13 protein-coding genes and 1 pseudogene are annotated in these 15,207 nt (G+C 64.3%); 5 read left to right on the top strand and 9 right to left on the bottom strand.

Going from position 1 to position 15,207, the window contains the following annotated elements:
• Nucleotides 1-398: 398 nt before the first annotated feature.
• Nucleotides 399-1,970: an IS21 family transposase gene (gene istA / locus ABD705_RS15245; protein ID WP_344785109.1), complete on the top strand. Its 1,572-nt coding sequence runs from the start codon at nt 399-401 to the stop codon at nt 1,968-1,970.
• Nucleotides 1,967-2,698 (top strand): annotated as a pseudogene (locus ABD705_RS15240) (ATP-binding protein); the annotation flags it as partial. The gene istA and the pseudogene ABD705_RS15240, both read left to right, overlap by 4 nt.
• A 418-nt stretch (nt 2,699-3,116) precedes the next feature.
• Here the strand turns inward: ABD705_RS15240 and ABD705_RS15235 are convergent.
• The 5 genes from ABD705_RS15235 to ABD705_RS15215 are packed head-to-tail and all read right to left on the bottom strand — an operon-like array spanning nt 3,117 to nt 7,510.
• The gene (locus tag ABD705_RS15235; protein ID WP_344785105.1) at nt 3,117-4,535 is read right to left on the bottom strand and encodes an FAD/NAD(P)-dependent oxidoreductase; all 1,419 of its coding nucleotides are present in this window, start codon (nt 4,533-4,535) and stop codon (nt 3,117-3,119) included.
• 2 nt (nt 4,536-4,537) lie between these two features.
• Complete coding sequence (locus tag ABD705_RS15230; RefSeq protein ID WP_344785103.1) at nt 4,538-4,822, bottom strand: (2Fe-2S)-binding protein; 285 nt, start codon at nt 4,820-4,822, stop codon at nt 4,538-4,540.
• The gene (locus ABD705_RS15225; protein ID WP_344785101.1) at nt 4,819-6,006 is read right to left on the bottom strand and encodes an NAD(P)/FAD-dependent oxidoreductase; all 1,188 of its coding nucleotides are present in this window, start codon (nt 6,004-6,006) and stop codon (nt 4,819-4,821) included. The genes ABD705_RS15230 and ABD705_RS15225 overlap by 4 nt, the downstream gene beginning before the upstream one ends.
• Nucleotides 6,003-6,935 carry a dihydrodipicolinate synthase family protein gene (locus ABD705_RS15220; protein WP_344785099.1) on the bottom strand — a complete coding sequence of 311 codons (933 nt, stop codon included), beginning with the start codon at nt 6,933-6,935 and terminating at the stop codon, nt 6,003-6,005. Before ABD705_RS15220 ends, ABD705_RS15225 begins: the two co-directional genes overlap by 4 nt.
• 35 nt (nt 6,936-6,970) lie before the next feature.
• On the bottom strand, nt 6,971-7,510 hold the full coding sequence (locus ABD705_RS15215) for a helix-turn-helix domain-containing protein (RefSeq protein ID WP_344785097.1): 540 nt from the start codon (nt 7,508-7,510) through the stop codon (nt 6,971-6,973).
• Nucleotides 7,511-7,682: 172 nt separating this feature from the next.
• On the opposite strand from ABD705_RS15215, the gene ABD705_RS15210 reads away from it, so the two are divergent.
• Nucleotides 7,683-9,173 carry a Na+/H+ antiporter NhaC family protein gene (locus ABD705_RS15210; protein WP_344785095.1) on the top strand — a complete coding sequence of 497 codons (1,491 nt, stop codon included), beginning with the start codon at nt 7,683-7,685 and terminating at the stop codon, nt 9,171-9,173.
• A 218-nt stretch (nt 9,174-9,391) separates the two neighbouring features.
• Here the strand turns inward: ABD705_RS15210 and ABD705_RS15205 are convergent, their stop codons facing one another.
• From ABD705_RS15205 to ABD705_RS15195, 3 genes are all read right to left on the bottom strand, one after another.
• Entirely contained in the window at nt 9,392-9,739 is a 348-nt protein-coding gene (locus ABD705_RS15205; protein ID WP_344785093.1) for a MarR family winged helix-turn-helix transcriptional regulator, read from the bottom strand.
• Nucleotides 9,702-11,555: a hypothetical protein gene (locus ABD705_RS15200; protein WP_344785091.1), complete on the bottom strand. Its 1,854-nt coding sequence runs from the start codon at nt 11,553-11,555 to the stop codon at nt 9,702-9,704. Before ABD705_RS15200 ends, ABD705_RS15205 begins: the two co-directional genes overlap by 38 nt.
• 188 nt (nt 11,556-11,743) lie before the next feature.
• A complete protein-coding gene (locus tag ABD705_RS15195) occupies nt 11,744-12,631 on the bottom strand; it encodes a hypothetical protein (RefSeq protein ID WP_344785089.1) in 888 nt (295 codons plus the stop codon).
• A gap of 311 nt (nt 12,632-12,942) precedes the next feature.
• Between ABD705_RS15195 and ABD705_RS15190 the strand changes: the two genes are divergently transcribed.
• Nucleotides 12,943-13,632, top strand: a complete 690-nt coding sequence (locus tag ABD705_RS15190) for a hypothetical protein (protein WP_344785087.1) — start codon at nt 12,943-12,945, stop codon at nt 13,630-13,632.
• An 18-nt stretch (nt 13,633-13,650) separates the two neighbouring features.
• A complete protein-coding gene (locus tag ABD705_RS15185) occupies nt 13,651-13,851 on the top strand; it encodes a hypothetical protein (RefSeq protein WP_344785085.1) in 201 nt (66 codons plus the stop codon).
• A gap of 200 nt (nt 13,852-14,051) precedes the next feature.
• Here ABD705_RS15185 and ABD705_RS15180 read toward each other — a convergent pair whose 3' ends face one another.
• Nucleotides 14,052-15,020, bottom strand: coding sequence for a tyrosine-type recombinase/integrase (locus ABD705_RS15180; RefSeq protein WP_344785083.1), 969 nt, complete (start codon nt 15,018-15,020; stop codon nt 14,052-14,054).
• Nucleotides 15,021-15,207: the final 187 nt, after the last annotated feature.

The raw sequence follows: 15,207 nt of genomic DNA, 5'->3' as shown, positions 1-15,207 counted from the left end.
CCGCTTCGAAGAAGTTACACACCGGCTCGGTGGTTCTCTGCTCGGGTCAGTGGCATGTGTGGCGAAGTCGTGCCCACGCCGTGCCCACAACTGAACAAGATCCGACCCGATCCAGGACGATCGACAGCAGATCCTGGAAGGCGCGAACCCGCGAGATTCCGCGGCTGGACGACCCAGACGGATCGAGAAGGATCGAACCTCATTGGGTTCAAATCCCACCGTCACCGCCATTAAAACTGAATATTCGCGTTTCTGAGCGCCAGGGGTATTGCGGTTGAGCACCGGTTGCCCGTCGATGTGATCGTGTTCGTGGGCGCCGCTCGATATTCGGGGTGAGCGCCACCCTCGTAGGCTCCTCCTGCCGTGTGGCCAATCACGCGGCAGGAGGAGTGATTCGGATGGTACGCAAGATCAAGGCGAAGCTGGTGCTTCGGCTTCGCGCGGAAGGCCTCACCGGGCGGCAGATCGCCGCGCAGGGCATGTCCCGGCACTCGGTAGCCGCAGTCATCGACGCAGCCGACCGAGAAGGCATCGGCTGGGACGATATCGCCGATCTCGAGGAAGCAGCCGTGTATGCGCGACTGTTTCCCGGGAGGGGCGAGCATGAGAGCGTGCACGCGCAACCGGATTGGGAGCGGGTGCACCGGGAGCTCGCGAAGGTTGGGGTGACCCTGAAGCTGCTGCACGGTGAGTATGTCGATGCGTGCCGTGCCAAGGGTGAGACCACGATGGGCTATGACCGGTTCTGCAAGACCTACGCGCGGTACGTCCTTATCGCCGGGGCCGCGTCCCGCGTCGGTCACAAGGCGGGGCAGACGGTCGAGGTCGACTGGTCGGGGCCGACGATGCAGCTGACTGACCCGGTCACCGGCGCGTCGACGGCGCGGGTCTATCTGTTCGTCGGCACGTTGCCGTTCTCCCGGTACGCGTTCGTTGAGCCGACGCTGGACATGAAGCAGGACACCTGGCTGCGTGCGCACACGGCGATGTTCGACTGGTTCGGCGGGTCCGTCCCACGGGTCGTGCCCGACAACCTGAAGACCGGGGTGATCAAGCACCCAGCCGAGGGCGAGGTGGTCCTCAACGACGCGTATCGGGAGCTGGCCGCGCACTACTCGGCCGCGGTACTGCCGGGCCGGGTGCGCAAACCGAAGGACAAGGCGAGCGTGGAGAACACGGTCGGCAACATCGCCACCTGGGTGATCGCGTCCCTACGCGACCGGCTGTTCGGGACGCTGCCGGAGCTGCGCTCGGCGGTCTATGAGCGCGTCGCCGCGTATAACGCGGAACCGTTCCAGAAACGCGCCGGGTCCAGGTCGAGCGTGTTCGAAGCGGAGGAGAAGCCATTGCTGCGACCGCTGCCGGCCGTGGCGTTCGAGATCGCCCGATGGGTCTACGGACGCCGCGTCCAGAAGAACGGGCACGTGGTGTTCGAGAAGAACTTCTACTCCGTCCCCGCCGCCCACATCGGTGCCAGCGTCGACCTGCGGGTCACCGACACGACGATCGAGGTGTTCGCGGGGCAGGATCGGCTGACCAGTCATCTGATCGCCCCGGCCGGGATAGTCAACGAGTATCGGACGCATGATGGTGACCTGCCCGACGGGTCCCGCTACCGGCAGTGGGACGCGGCCCGGGTCCGGGAGTGGGCGGCCCGAATCGGGGAGAACACGACCACCGTCGTGAACCGGATCTTCGAGGCCGTGCCGGTCGAGGAGCAAGGCCTCGACGCGGCCCTGGCCGTGCTGCGGTTGACGCGCCGATACTCCGCCACCAGGGTCGAAGCCGCCGCGGGCATCGCGCTGGCCTCACGAGTGAGATCACCACGTTACGCGCACCTGCGGCCGATCCTCGCCTCGAACCAGGACCAACGCGGCAGGGGTCCCTGGTTCGAACCCTCCGAGCCCGCGGCCGAGCCTGGCGGGTATGTTCGCGGCGCGGACTACTACGCCGATGGGGGCGCCCGGTGAGCCGGCTCGACTCGGAGACGAAGCGGAAGCTGCGTGAGATGGGGGTCACATCGCTGGTGGACGCGTTCGACGTCCAGGACGACACCCTCACGTTGGGGATGGTGTTCGAGGAGCGCATCAAGCTCGCCGTCGATGACGCCCACGCCACATTCACCCAGTCGAAGGTCGAGGGACTCATCCGACGTGCGGGCTTGCGTTACCCGAACGCGGACCTGCGCCGCCTCGACCTGCTCGAGCAGCGGGGCCTGGACCGGGGCGTGATCGCGCAGCTCGGGACCTGCCAGTTCATCACGAGGCAGCAAAACGTCGTGTTCCAAGGCTTCACCGGGTCAGGGAAGTCCTACCTCGGGTCCGCGCTCGCGAAGCAAGCCTGCAAACACCGCTACCGGGCCCACTACATCCGCATGCCCGACCTCGAAGAGACCTGGGCCGTCGCTCGAGACAAGCCCGCCGGGAAGGAGAAGTGGCTGCGCAAATATTCGGCGTTCACGATCCTGGTGATCGACGAATGGCTCCTCGACCCGCCAACGGACGACGTTCGGAGCATGCTCCTCGAACTCCTTGAGCGGCGCTACGACGCCGCTTCGACGGTGTTCTGCACCCAATACGCGAAGAAGGACTGGCACCAACGCCTCGGCGGCGGCGTCCACGCCGACGCGATCATGGATCGCATCGTGCACAACACGCTCTGGATCGAAACCGGCGACGTCAACATGCGCGAACACGCGGGTGGCGCTCACCGGCGATACCCGGCGGCCCCGAAACGCAATACCGGGTGGCGCTCCACCGCAATATTCACTGGCGCTCAGAGGTGCAAATACTCATTTCAGTGGAGGATCGGCTGGGTCGACGGCGCGCGTAGGGTCGAGGGCAGCTTTGATGACTCCACGGTGTCTCCCGATTCGAGCGTGTGCTTCCGTGGGTCTCGCGATCATGCGTCCACCGGCAACTGCGTGAGAACCGCTACTCGGAGGCTCCTACAACGGGCATGAGCCGCATGATGACCGAAGGCACCGAGCTCGCCTTCGTGGAACCCACGGTTGGCTGTACTCGATGATGGCCTACGGCATCCACGCATGACGGCCACAATATGGACGGTCCTAAGCAGGAGATCCGCCCGTCGGGTGTTAAGAGGAGCGCCCCATGTCAATCGTCGATCTGGCTGAGGACGCTCACTGGGACGGGTTTGACGGGGAAGTGCGATGAGAACCGGCCGATCTGGGCCGGTGTGGTGTTGCGTGTGGCTGCGATGATTCCAGTGACCGTGTTTTCGCAGTAGCGCCCTTGACATGGCCCCATCCCGCTACGGCATTCAAGCTTGAGTGCACTGGCTGTGTCGAGGTGAGGGTTCGCGCCGAGTGTGGTGGTGATGCGCCCGCGGGTAATGCGCTCGCATCGGCAGATGAGCGTGTCCGCAGTGGCGAGGTTGGTCAGACCCCCACGATTCGGAGCGAACATGTTCTGCACGACCTTGGAGAAGCGGTTCGACTTTGCAAGCGCGCGACGGACGGCGTCGAGTTGAGTGCTTGGAACGGACGCACCGAGATCTTGTGCGATGCTGAGCCCCGCGAGCATGCCTTCAGCGCGAGACTGGTCGGCGCCTGCGACCCCGGTGGGCTCACCCGCGACAAAGATGTCAGGCACGCTGGTACGCATGTGTTGATCGTGGTCAACGACCCATCCCCCCTTAGGAGAGTCCCACGACACGGCGCACGCCGCTTGGCGAGCCAGTTCGGTGGATGGCAGAAATCCATACCCGAGCACCAGCGCGGATGTGTCCACTTGCCGGGGCGGTGCCGTCGGCTGCCAAGCCCTGTTGACGCGGGTGAGGTCAACGGCCTTGACACGGTCGTCACCGTGGACATTCGTGACGACGGTCCGTGTGCTGAACCGTGTTCCGGCGGCGACAAGCCGTGCGATCATGGCACCCAGCTCGGTGAACATGCCCACATGTCCGGGAATCGCAGCCAGGGACCGAGCAACCTCGGCGGGACCGGGGATGCCCCGCGCCAAAGCGACCTCGGCGACGTCCACCCCGTTGCGGCGTAGGAGGTCCGCAACGATGATCAGGAGCGGGTGTGAGCCTGCGAGGACGACGCGGTCCGACACGACGAACTTCTGGCTCTTTGCGAGGGTCTGTGCAGCACCGGCCATGAACACACCGGGCAATGTCCACCCGGGAACGGCGACGGGAAGGTCATACGCACCGGTTGCGATGAGGATGCGCCGTGTTGCTAGCGTGCGCCCGCCGTCATCGTCGCTGACCGCGACACGTAAGACCTGCGGAGTGGTTTCGCGGTCACGGAGAATGCCGAGTGCGGTGGTCCCAGGCATCCATGAAATATCGGCGCGGTTCTCGATGTCGGCGATGAGATCGAGGCTCCAGCGGTAGCCCGCGGTGGGGTGAAGCGTCTCGGCAGTGAACGCGGTCGGGGGTTGCCGGAAGATCTGTCCGCCCACGCGCTGCTGCTCATCGATGAGTGCAACAGACAGGCCGTGATCAGCCGCTGCGGCTGCCGCCGCCATGCCGGCCGGCCCTGCGCCAATGACCACCACGTCGAACATCGTCAGTGTCTCCTCTCGGGCTGAATGTGCATGCCGTCTCTGACCGGGGTGAGACACGAGCGCACGAGACGGGCGTCGTCGATGATCACGCTGCAGTCAAAACAGGTGCCCATGTTGCATAGCGGCTGACGCGGGGTGTCATCGTCCATGACACCGAATCGGTGAATCCCCGCCGCCAGCAACGCGACCGCGACTGTCTCACCGTCGTAACAATCGATCGGCTCATCGGCGAACCACACTTGGATCCGGCGGCCGCGGTCGGCGGGAAGACGGTAACCCTCACTCATTGGAGCCTCGCATATCGTGCGGGATCGTACGCGGACAGGTCCATGTCAGGGGCGCGGCCTTGCGCCAGTTGAACGAGCACGTGGGCGAATGCGGGGCCAAGAGTGAATGCCGACCCGCCGGTCGCCACGAATACTCCGGGTTTACCTGCCAGGGGCCCGACCAAAGGCAACTGATCGGGTGTGACGGTCGTCGTTCCCACCCAGGTGCGCAGCGCGGGGATGTTCCCGGTGCGCGGGACGACCCGAGCGGCGGCGCGAGCGTTGCCGGCGACCGAGTGGCGTAGGAGCTCTGGCTTACGAGCGAAGTCAGGGTTCCCCGCGTCGTCGATCATCAGACGCGCAGGCCACCCGCCCCCGATCAGCAGGTTTCCGTCCAGTGACTGCTTCAAGGACAGTTTCGTACCCGCGTGCTGGATGAGGTGGGGGATGAACTTGGCCGTCTTCATGGTCGCGGTCATCGTGAGTGCCAGGGGGACGGTGGGCAAGTCCACGTCCAGCAGCGTCCCGACTTCTGTGGTCCAGACACCGGCGGCAATCATCACCGTCGCCGCATGGATCGTGGCATCCGGTGCGCCGTGCCCGTCTCGCACGGTCAAGCTCCAGTGGGAGCCATCTCGGTCGATTGCCACCACTTCGCTTCGAGTGCGGATGTCGGCGCCCAGACGAGCGGCACCTCGGGCCAGCGCCGGTGCGGCAGTGCGCGTGTCAGCTTTCCCTTCAATGGGGCAGAACGACGCGGCAACGACGGTGTCCGAAAGATATGGTGCCGTGGTGCGTAGCTCCTGGCCGGAGATCACGCGGACATCCAGTCCCCAAGAACGCTCCAGTTCGCTCTTCGCATACAGGAGGTCGGCCTGTTCGTCGTTCTCGGCAAGCATCAGTCCGCCGGTTTGGACGACGCCGAGTGATTCACCGAGTTCATCGCCGAGCCGCGCCCACCTCTTCGCGGAATCAAGGTGCAATGGCATCGCTTCGGCAGCAACGCGGGCCTGGTCCAGGCCTTGCTCCATCATCCGGTACTCGAGTTGGAAGTGCAGGCTGCCGGCGTTCTGGCCGGAGGCATGTTGGTTGATCTGGTCCTTCTCCAGCAGCACGATGTCGGCCCTATCGCGTGCCAACATCCACGCCAGTGCGCAGCCAAGCAGGCCACCTCCTATGACGACGATGTCGTGGACTGCCTTCATACCAGCGGAACCGTTTCGATCCCCAGTTCGTGCAGTGTCGCTTCGACGCGGGTGACCTCGGCGGGGGTGAGTTCCAGTAGCGGCTCACGTACGTAGCCCGCGGGAACTCCCTGCAGTCGCAGGGCCGTTTTCATGATGGCCTGCTGATTGCCGAACTGTGCACCATAGTCCGGCCTGAACCAGGCGGTCATCACCACCCGGTCGCGCGCCCCGAGCCGGATCGCGCGGTCGCGGTCTCCCTCTGCAATCGCGCGCCAGAAGTCGGAGTGGTCGGCCCCGAGCGGTGCTCCAGAGCCCATGAGGCCGTCGCCGTGGCCCAGAAGTGCCAGGTCTGCACCGAGCGGGCTGGTCGGCATGCCGAAGTAGCGCACCTCCGACTCGAGCGCGTACATGCTCTCCAGGAAGGATGCGAAGTTCCCGGTGGAGTTCTTGACCGCGACGACGTGATCGATCTCGGCCAGCTCGGTCAGAATCGAGGTGTCCATATCGACGATGCAACCGCGCGGCCAGTTGTAGATGCAGATGGGGATGTCTGTGGCATCGGATACCGCCTGATAGAAAGCGACGATCTCCCGCCTGTTGGGGACGATGTACGGGGGAGGGGTCAACAGGATGCCGTCCAGCCCGGCTTTCTGCGCGGATCGAGCGTGCTCGATCGCCTCCCGTTGGGTGAAGGCATTGCACGCACCGATCACCCACATCTCCGAACCGGCGTTGCGGGCACCCGCTTCAAACAGCCGTGCGCGCTCGGGCGCGGTCATGCTGAACCATTCACCGCTGGTACCCGCCAGGATGATCCCATGCAGACGCTGCTGGATGAACCAGTCGACCTGCGCCTCGAAGGCATTCAAGTCCAGATTGCCTTCGAGGTCGAACGGTGTGGTCACCGCGGGAATGTACCCGGTCCACTCAATGTCATCGCGATTCATGGTTCCTCCTTGAACTGGTGCCGTTCCGGCGGGGTCTAGGGCATAGGTGGGCTGACAGTCATCAGCAGCTCGGCCAGGTCCGTCGTGCTGTCGTTGGCGTAGCGGTGAGGCTGGCGCGCATCGAAGGTGACAGCCTCGCCGGCAGCCAACCGATGCTGCTCGGTTCCCACGAACACGGTCAGTGTGCCGGTGATGACGTAGACGCACTCCAAGGACTCGTGCGCCCATGCATCGTCACTGGACGTATCGCCCGGCTGCAGCACACCGCGCAGCACCTCGAACGACCCGTTGCTCGCAGCGATCCGTTCATACTGCACGTGTCCGGCCGGAGATGTGATCCGACTGCGTGCACCAGGCCGGCTGATCGTCACCGGCGGCAGGTCACTGTTCTCGAACAGTGTCGCAACTGACTGCCCGAACACGCCGGCCAGCATCCGCAGCGACTTCAGGCTGGGGTCGGTGACGCCCCGCTCGATCTGGCTGAGCAGCGTCGCTGACAAGCCGGTCTGATCTGCGAGCGAGCGCAGACTCAAGCCGCGCTCTTTGCGCAGGGTTCGAAGCCGATCACCGATCATGCCCTCGAGCGTACACCCAGGCTGTACGCTTCACCGAAGATGTCGCAAATCTGTATAGTCTGATTGCACAAACGGCCTCGGTAGGTTCATACTGGGGCAATCCAGCCGAGCCGGAATGGTCATCGCGCTGGACGACACAGCCGCCCACCGGTCATGGAACGAAGGAGTTGTCATGGTGAGCAAGAGACAAGACAAGCAGGACACGGACGCGACGGCCCTCACCTTCCGCGGGGGATGGCTGATGGCCTTCATCCCGGTGCTCGTGTTCCTGGTGTTCTGCGTGCTGTACTTCGTCGTGCTCAACGCATTCGACATGGTCGCCCTGGCCATGGGAGCGTTCGTCGCCCTCATGATCGGTGCCGTCTTCGCGCGCAACTACAGCCGGTTCTGGGAAAGCGTGATGCGTGGAATCGGTAGCCCCACCTCCGTCGCGATCATCGTCATCCTGTTCGTGGTCGGCATGTTCTCTCAACTCATCAAGGTGACCAACGTCTCCGGGGGGTTCGTGTGGCTGGCAAACCTTGTCGGTGTCAACGGAAACACGTTCACCCTGTTCGTGTTCATCTCAGTGTGTGTGGTCTCCATGTCGACCGGATCGTCGATCGGCACGATGTTCACCGCGTTCCCGATCTTCTACCCCGCGGGGGTGCTGCTCGGGTCCGATCCCGTCTTCCTCGCCGGTGCGATCATCTCCGGCGCGATCTTCGGCGACAACCTCGCACCCATCTCCGACACCACGATCATCTCCTCATCCACCCAGCGTTTCCGTCGCAAAGAAGGTGTCGCCGACATCAGTGGCGTCGTTTCCAGTCGGGCGCGGTACGCACTCGCCGCAGCGGTTCTGTGCGCAATCGGATTCTTCGCCTTCGGCGGCTCCGGCGGCCCCGCACAGGGCGGCCAGGTCGACCCGAGCACCGCAAACCCGCTCGGCCTGGTCATGCTCATCCCCGTGGCGATCATGCTCGTTCTCGCCTTCACCACCCGCGACATCTTCAAAGCGATAACCGGCGGCCTGGTTGCGGGAATCATCACCGGCCTGCTCACCGGCCTGCTCAAGCCGAACGACATCATCGGCGCCAAGGATGGCGCCCCCACCGGGTTCCTGTTCGACGGGGTGAACTCCATGGTCGGGACGGTGGCTCTCGTGATCGGTGTCTTCGGCATCATGGGCGTCCTCAACGCCGCCGGCGTGCTCTCCCGCGTCATCGACGCACTGGTCAACAGCAGGCTCGCTCGCAGCCCGCGTGGGGCCGAACTGGCGATCGGCGGCGGGATCACCATCACCACGATGCTCTTCGGCGGCGTCAACTCCGCAGCCATGCTCACCTTCGGCCCCGTCGCCGACGAGATCGGTGCACGCATCAACATCCACCCGTACCGTCGCGCCAACGTCATGGACTGCTTCGCGATGGGTATCGGAGCGGTCGTACCTGTGCTCAGCGCGTACCTGTTCATCGGGTCGATCCTCACGCACGGCTACGACAGCGCCCCGACGCTTTCGACGTTCACACTGTTCGGCGGCACGCTGTATCCTCTCGTGCTCACCGCGGTGATGATCTTCGCGGTCCTCACCGGATGGGGTCGCCGCTTCGAGGGTGCCGACGGCAGCGTATCTCGCGTACCCGCCACGGAAGCAGAGCTTGCCCAGTCCACAGCCCCATAAACTCCAGGCAAACCACGCAGCTGATAGCGAGAAAGCTCCGGCCGCGGCGGTCGTCCCGCCGCGGCCGGAGTGTGCGCTAGCTGCGCACCACTTCAGCGACACTGCGATCGCCGTGAATCTGGACCTGACCCAAGGGTGGATAGGCACGGCCCGCGGGAACGACCTTCGAGCAATTCAAAGCCGTGCTGCTAACGGAGTATGGTCGGCGTGCGATGGGGTCACGGACGCTCATGATTGCGGGTGCGCTCCTTCAGTCGCTCCAGAACGCGCAGCAGCGCGGCACGGTCGTCTGCGTCGAGCAGGCTCGCCCATGCCTGCTCGCGTTGGTTGTAGACCGGGTAGATGTGCTCGACCACATCGGTGCCGGCATCCGTGATCTCGAGATTCAGTGAGCGGGCATCGTCGGCGGAACGCTCGCGCGCCACGAAGTTCTGCGCCGTCAGTGTGCGGATCGCGGCCGACACGGACGCCTTGCTCATGTAGCTGAGCTGCGTGAGCCGGCTCATGCTAATCCTGCCGGTTTGGTACTCAAGCAGGACCTTGTCCGCGACGCAGATTCTGCTCATCGTCGACCTCCACTCCCCCGCTTCTGGGCTGTAGGCGGAGGTTCCAGATTGGCCAGGTTCGAATCGTAGCGAGCTTGTCCTCGGCCAGTTCGCCGAGGAGATAGTCCACTTCCTCCGCATCGTCGAGCAGAATTGCGCACGACAGCTCGATCTCTTCAGCCATCGCCGCGCTTCTTCGTCCAGCCTGCCGCTTCATGGTACGAATCGCGTTCAAATGCTCGGGAGAGAGCCCGGTGGTCCGATGGATAATCTGCCACCTGTTGATGAGGTGGACGGGCGTCTCGCCCTCGTGCTCGATGATCCACTCGTTGAGCTCACCGCCGGCGCGAAGGAACTCTTCCTTTCGCTCGTCCGTGGAGTCTGCCGCTAGGACAAGTGCCAGCACGCACCGATTCGCAAGGCCCATCGTGCGGTCGCTATCCGCGATGGGCTCGTATGCGTCCAGAATGCGGTCGAGCCGGAGGTTCAGTATCGTCGGCAAGTGCTCCTGCTCGACGATGTCATAGGCGGTGACGGGGAAGGCGCTGGTGCCATCGTCGTCCTCAGCGCTCCAGCGGAACATGTGGGGTGCGGCAGGGTCGAAGGGGTCGATGTAGCGCCAGGTGTCAGGCTCGCTGCCTGGCACTGTCATGAGCATGACTGCCCAGCGCCCAAGGTGCACAAGGCCGCGCGCGGTGTCGCCGGACTCGTTTCGCAACTCCTCCCCGCCCACGAACGCTCGGTACAGCGCCTTGAGCCAGTTGAAGGCATTGGCGCTTATCTCCTCGAGGTCGACCAACGCGCTGTTAACGCTCAGGTGGTCAAACAGTTCTTCCAGCTCCTCGAGAGTGGAGAGGTGGCCTCGGAGTTCGTCTAGGTAGCCGGCGACGGTTGCGCCGCCAAGCGGCCTCGCCGCGCCGTTGATCTCGACGCCTTGCTTCTCGATCAGGCCGACAAGAAAGCGGGTGGCCCTGAGTCGCTCAACGAAGTTGCCTGGAGCGGTGTAGCTCACGTTCCATATCCGCTGAGTCCCCTTCTCCCGCATTGTGAGTGTCACGGCCGGGCCGAGGCGGACTTCAACAGTCTCTGCGTCAACGCGACGAGTGGAGACGCGCTCGTATGTCACGCCGCCGGCTCCAATCGCGATGTCCGTCGACTGTTCCATGTACGTCTGCGGGTAGATGTGCAGCTCGCCGCCAAGTGGCAGCGTCAGTCCGCCGTCAGTCGTGAGTTCGAGCGCGTAATCCAGTTCATCGGGTGTGAGGCGTAGCGGGGCGCTGAGATTCAGATCGATCGCCGAGTGAACGGTGAGGCTCTTCATCTTCTGGAAGACGTCGGAGTCGAAGCCCAACGACGTTCGCTGATCGCGGGTTTTGAGTGCCAGGGCGACGATCCGCTCGATCTCGACGGGCTGGTAGGGGAACCGTTTGAGCGCGACCGAGATCGACCCTTGCGCGGCCGGCGCGGAGTTCAAGAAGTGCTCGATCGTGAACGGGGAGAGGAGGGCGTAGTACGGTGTACAGCGGCCGCGCTTGTCGACGGCAACGTAGGAGTAGAGGACGCCTGAGTCTCGCTGGAACCCGAGCAAGTCGATGCGCGAGATGCTGAACGATATCTGCGCGGACTGCTTCCCCGAATGCGATCGGCCCTTTACCTGCACCGATACCCTTCCTAGCCAGTCAGTCTTCTTCTGGCCGAGCCCGGAATACACATCGATGTGACCGTCCGTGAATGGTGTCTTGTCATTCGACGTGATGAACGGTTTCAGGTGCGGACAGCGCGCGATCATTGCCTGAATCTTGGCGACTGCCAGCGCTTCAACGTCCACGGTGCTCATCCTTCCAGAAGGGGTCGACACCACTGGGCGCCGAGTCCGCCACCTACCGTCGCCCCGTCGAGTTCTCTCGCGCGGCACAGGAAGGGGGACCCGATCTTAGGGTGACCGCGCGGGTGCCGGTCCTCATTTGAGACACAGCTGACAGCGCTGGGTCGCTTGAAGTCGAAGTGCCTCGTCATCCGACAGTGTCAGAACTTCGGTGGGACGGGCTTCGGGACGGGACGCTCGGGATTCACCTGCATCTTGGACTGGCGCCAGCGATCCAAAGCGATCTTGGTCGCCCGGTGGGCAAGAGACACGACGCCCACGGCGTTGCTCGTCTTGACGGATAGCACGCCGCTGAGCATGCCGCCCTTCTCGCCTGTCTGAGTGAACTGGAGGACGTTGATCCCGCGGGTGACCGACGGATGGGAGAGCCCACTGCATAGACGCCAGACCGTGGGCAGTCCGCGATGCTCAATGCCCATCGCTTCGCCGGCAACGATCAGGATTTCTTCCCACCCGGGCCGCGCGTTCTCATACTCGGTGCGGTCGATCCCGTTGGCATGCGCGACAGCCCGCAAGTATTCGTTCGCCCTTTTGCGGTTTTCCGCGTCCTTGCGGAGTGCCGCCTGTTCCTCGGGCTTCGAGAACGACGAGGCTGCGCTCTTGGTCAACTCAGTCTCGTGCGACAACTCATTGTGCTCGAATTGGAGACGCCGCAGGACCCGCGTGCGGCGATCGGGCGGCGCCAAGACCCACATCGCGGTAGCCGCACACTCGATCACGGAGCGCGCGAGCGTGAAGAGGCTCATGATCGGGAGAGTGATTCCGCCATCCTCGTCGCGGACTGCGCGGACGATGGAGCGGCAGGTATCCACTGCTTGAAGGAGGCAGTAATCGGCAAAGTGGCCGATCTGCATGGGGTGTGTTGCGATGTCATCCGCGGCGAGCACTGAGTTCGCGCCCGGTGCCACTGGGTAGATCCGTTCGTGTTCGTTGACCAACTCGGCCAGGCGTAGCAACACGCGGTGGAGCAGCTCGCCCGCCTCGTGATCCGTCTCAGTGATGGATTCATTTGCGTAGTCCCCAGACATGACGCCACCTTAGCCACACGTCGAACTGCGGTTCGAACGATGTCCCCAAGCTGGTCGGCTCACGGGCATTGGTCGTGGCCTGAGACGCGACTGTCTCGATGCCATTCCATTGCTTGCATGCGTGGCCTGGCTGTTGGCACGATGAAGCCGCGCCGATGGCACGCTCAGGGCGGGTTGCGGCCTAGACGCGGCGGCAGCGAGGTGGCGGCGTGGCCGGGGGACGGATAAGGGGCCTCGGCTTGCGCCGGGCCCCTTATGTATAAGCACCGATCCGCTAGGCGTCCGGTGTTTGTGCATCTAGTCTAGCCCGTATGCCACCCGCGGAGCCTGTGAGTCCCAGATTCATCGGCGGCCCCCGGTTGCAGCGTCTGCTTGCCGACACGCACGGCGACCTCGGGCTCGCGCACGAGCTGTTCGTGTGGAATGTGCGGGCATCGGGGGCGGCGATGGAAGCCATCCACGTGTTCGAGCTCGTGCTGCGCAACGCGATCGACAGGGAGCTTCGCGCGTGGAATCAGGTCATGGCCGGCACGCCGGACTGGCTGATCACCCCGCACGTGTATCTTCGCCGAGCGCTGAACCTTGCCGCGGTTGCCAAAGCCGCGCAGCGTGGTCGTCGAATCGCCGCCGAGCACGGGCGGTCGCTGTGTCACGACGACGTGCTCGCGCAGATGTCGTTGGGTGCGTGGCGGTACCTCCTGCCGTCGAAGGCGAACAGGTCGAAGCAGAAGCTGTGGGAAGTCGCTATCAGCAACGCCTTCCCCGCGTGGCCAGGCGAATGGTCAGCGGACAGCGTTGTGACCCGCGTTGCGAACGTCCATGGGCTGAGGAACTGGGTCGCCCACCTCGAACCATTGCACCGATACGATCTGCGCAGGGCACGCCGTGACATGCGCAGCGTGTGCCACGGTATCGGACCCGACGCGGCCCGGTTCTTTGTCCAGACCGAGCGACTGCTCCTGATCGTCACGTCAAACCCCGCCGACAAACAGAACGCGTGAAGGCAACAGTGGGACGTCGTGGGCGTGGTGGGCAAGCACCCCAGGTGCACGATCATCGTGATCCGCGATATCGTGCTGATGACGGCGGTCACGCTTGATTCGGAGCCGCTGCTGACAATTGAACGCCACGTCGCCCGCGAGACTGGTCGTGCCCACACGGTGCCCACAACTGAACAGGATCCGGCCCGATCCAGGACGATCGACAGCAGATGCTGGTAGGCGCGTAACCGCGTGATTCTGCGGCAGACCGACTGGAACGGATCGAGAAGGATCGAACCTCTTTGGGTTCAAATCCCACCGTCACCGCCAAAACCCCAGGTCAGCGCTTTATATTAGAGGCGCTGACGTGGGTTTGAGAACAAAATGAGAACGACACTGGTCGTGTCGCGTGGGTGGCCAACCTCGGACTTTTGCCCGATTTAGGGCGTTGAACGGGTGGATTCGGCATGCGCGTGGTTCATCGCATGCGCGATTGTGTCGAGGTCGTCCTCGAAGAGATGTGCGTAGGTGTCGAGGGTCATCACCGCCGACGCGTGCCCGAGCATCCGCTGTACGGCTTTCACGTTCGCTCCGGCACGGATGGCGAGTGCGGCTGCGGTGTGGCGGAGGTCGTGGGGTGTGACGCGAGGGAAGGCGGGGTCTTCGGTTTGCGCGTGTCTGACGGCGGAGGCGAACCAGCCGGCCTGCGAGCTGGGGCGGGGAAGATACTCGCGGCCGGTGCCGAAGAGCAGCATGTCGGGAAGCTTTCCGACGACGACGGCGTCGATCTGCGAGACGAGGAAGCTGGGGTAGGCCACGGATCGGGTGCGGTGCGTCTTGGGGGATCCGACATGGATCCTGCCGTTCACGGTGACGGCGTTCTCTTGGACGTGTAGTCGTCGACGGTGGCGGTCCACGTCTCGGACGCGGAGAGCGATCGCCTCTCCCCACCGCAGACCGGTGTACGCGAGCGTATAGACAAGTGCCGGATGCCGTGCGTGGCCGGCCAGGAGCTCGACCTGCTCATCGGCAAGGTACGGGCGGCGAGCGGGAGTCTTGCGGGGGAGGCGGATGCCGCGGGCAGGGTTGTCCGCGAGGCGCCGGTCGCGGACGGCGACGTCGAGGATTCCCGCCAGGACCCCGTGGGCTCGGATCACCGTCGACGGTCCTGTCGCGGCGGCGAGTTCGGTGATCCAGGCGCGGACGTGTCCATGCAGGATCTCGTCGATTCGCACGTGACCCCAGGCGGGGGCGACGTGTACTCGCCAGGCAGAGTTCAGCCCGTGCACTGTCGAGGGTTTCAGGACCGCAGCCTGGAACGCGAGCCAATCGGTGGCGAGTTCCTCGACCGTCACGCGACCGGTCGTCGGGTCGACATACGTTCCTCGGGCGATCGCGGTGTCGATCAATGCGAGGTACTCGACCGCGTCTGCTCGGGAGAGGAAACCGCGCCGGGCGGCGTGGGCTCCGTCAGGCTTCCGGTATCGCACGAGGTGCCGTTGTCCATGGACCGTGTTGTAGTTGTGGATGCTTCCCATCTCCAGCACAGCCCACGGCAGCCCGAAACGCTTCCCGCACTACCGGGCGTCGCTCCGG

It is taken from the genome of Microbacterium kribbense (assembly GCF_039537285.1).
Classification (GTDB): Bacteria; Actinomycetota; Actinomycetes; order Actinomycetales; family Microbacteriaceae; genus Microbacterium; species Microbacterium kribbense.
Note: the sequence above shows the minus strand (reverse complement) of the source record. Positions and strands in the feature narration are given on the sequence as shown.

Coding starts and splice junctions, on each gene's coding strand:
- ABD705_RS15215 (WP_344785097.1), bottom strand. CDS start 7,510: ATGATCGGTGATCGGCTTCGAACCCTGCGCAAAGAGCGCGGCTTGAGT.
- ABD705_RS15195 (WP_344785089.1), bottom strand. CDS start 12,631: ATGTCTGGGGACTACGCAAATGAATCCATCACTGAGACGGATCACGAG.
- ABD705_RS15230 (WP_344785103.1), bottom strand. CDS start 4,822: ATGAGTGAGGGTTACCGTCTTCCCGCCGACCGCGGCCGCCGGATCCAA.
- ABD705_RS15205 (WP_344785093.1), bottom strand. CDS start 9,739: ATGAGCAGAATCTGCGTCGCGGACAAGGTCCTGCTTGAGTACCAAACC.
- ABD705_RS15225 (WP_344785101.1), bottom strand. CDS start 6,006: ATGAAGGCAGTCCACGACATCGTCGTCATAGGAGGTGGCCTGCTTGGC.
- ABD705_RS15235 (WP_344785105.1), bottom strand. CDS start 4,535: ATGTTCGACGTGGTGGTCATTGGCGCAGGGCCGGCCGGCATGGCGGCG.
- ABD705_RS15220 (WP_344785099.1), bottom strand. CDS start 6,935: ATGAATCGCGATGACATTGAGTGGACCGGGTACATTCCCGCGGTGACC.
- istA (WP_344785109.1), top strand. CDS start 399: ATGGTACGCAAGATCAAGGCGAAGCTGGTGCTTCGGCTTCGCGCGGAA.
- ABD705_RS15200 (WP_344785091.1), bottom strand. CDS start 11,555: ATGAGCACCGTGGACGTTGAAGCGCTGGCAGTCGCCAAGATTCAGGCA.
- ABD705_RS15210 (WP_344785095.1), top strand. CDS start 7,683: ATGGTGAGCAAGAGACAAGACAAGCAGGACACGGACGCGACGGCCCTC.
- ABD705_RS15190 (WP_344785087.1), top strand. CDS start 12,943: ATGCCACCCGCGGAGCCTGTGAGTCCCAGATTCATCGGCGGCCCCCGG.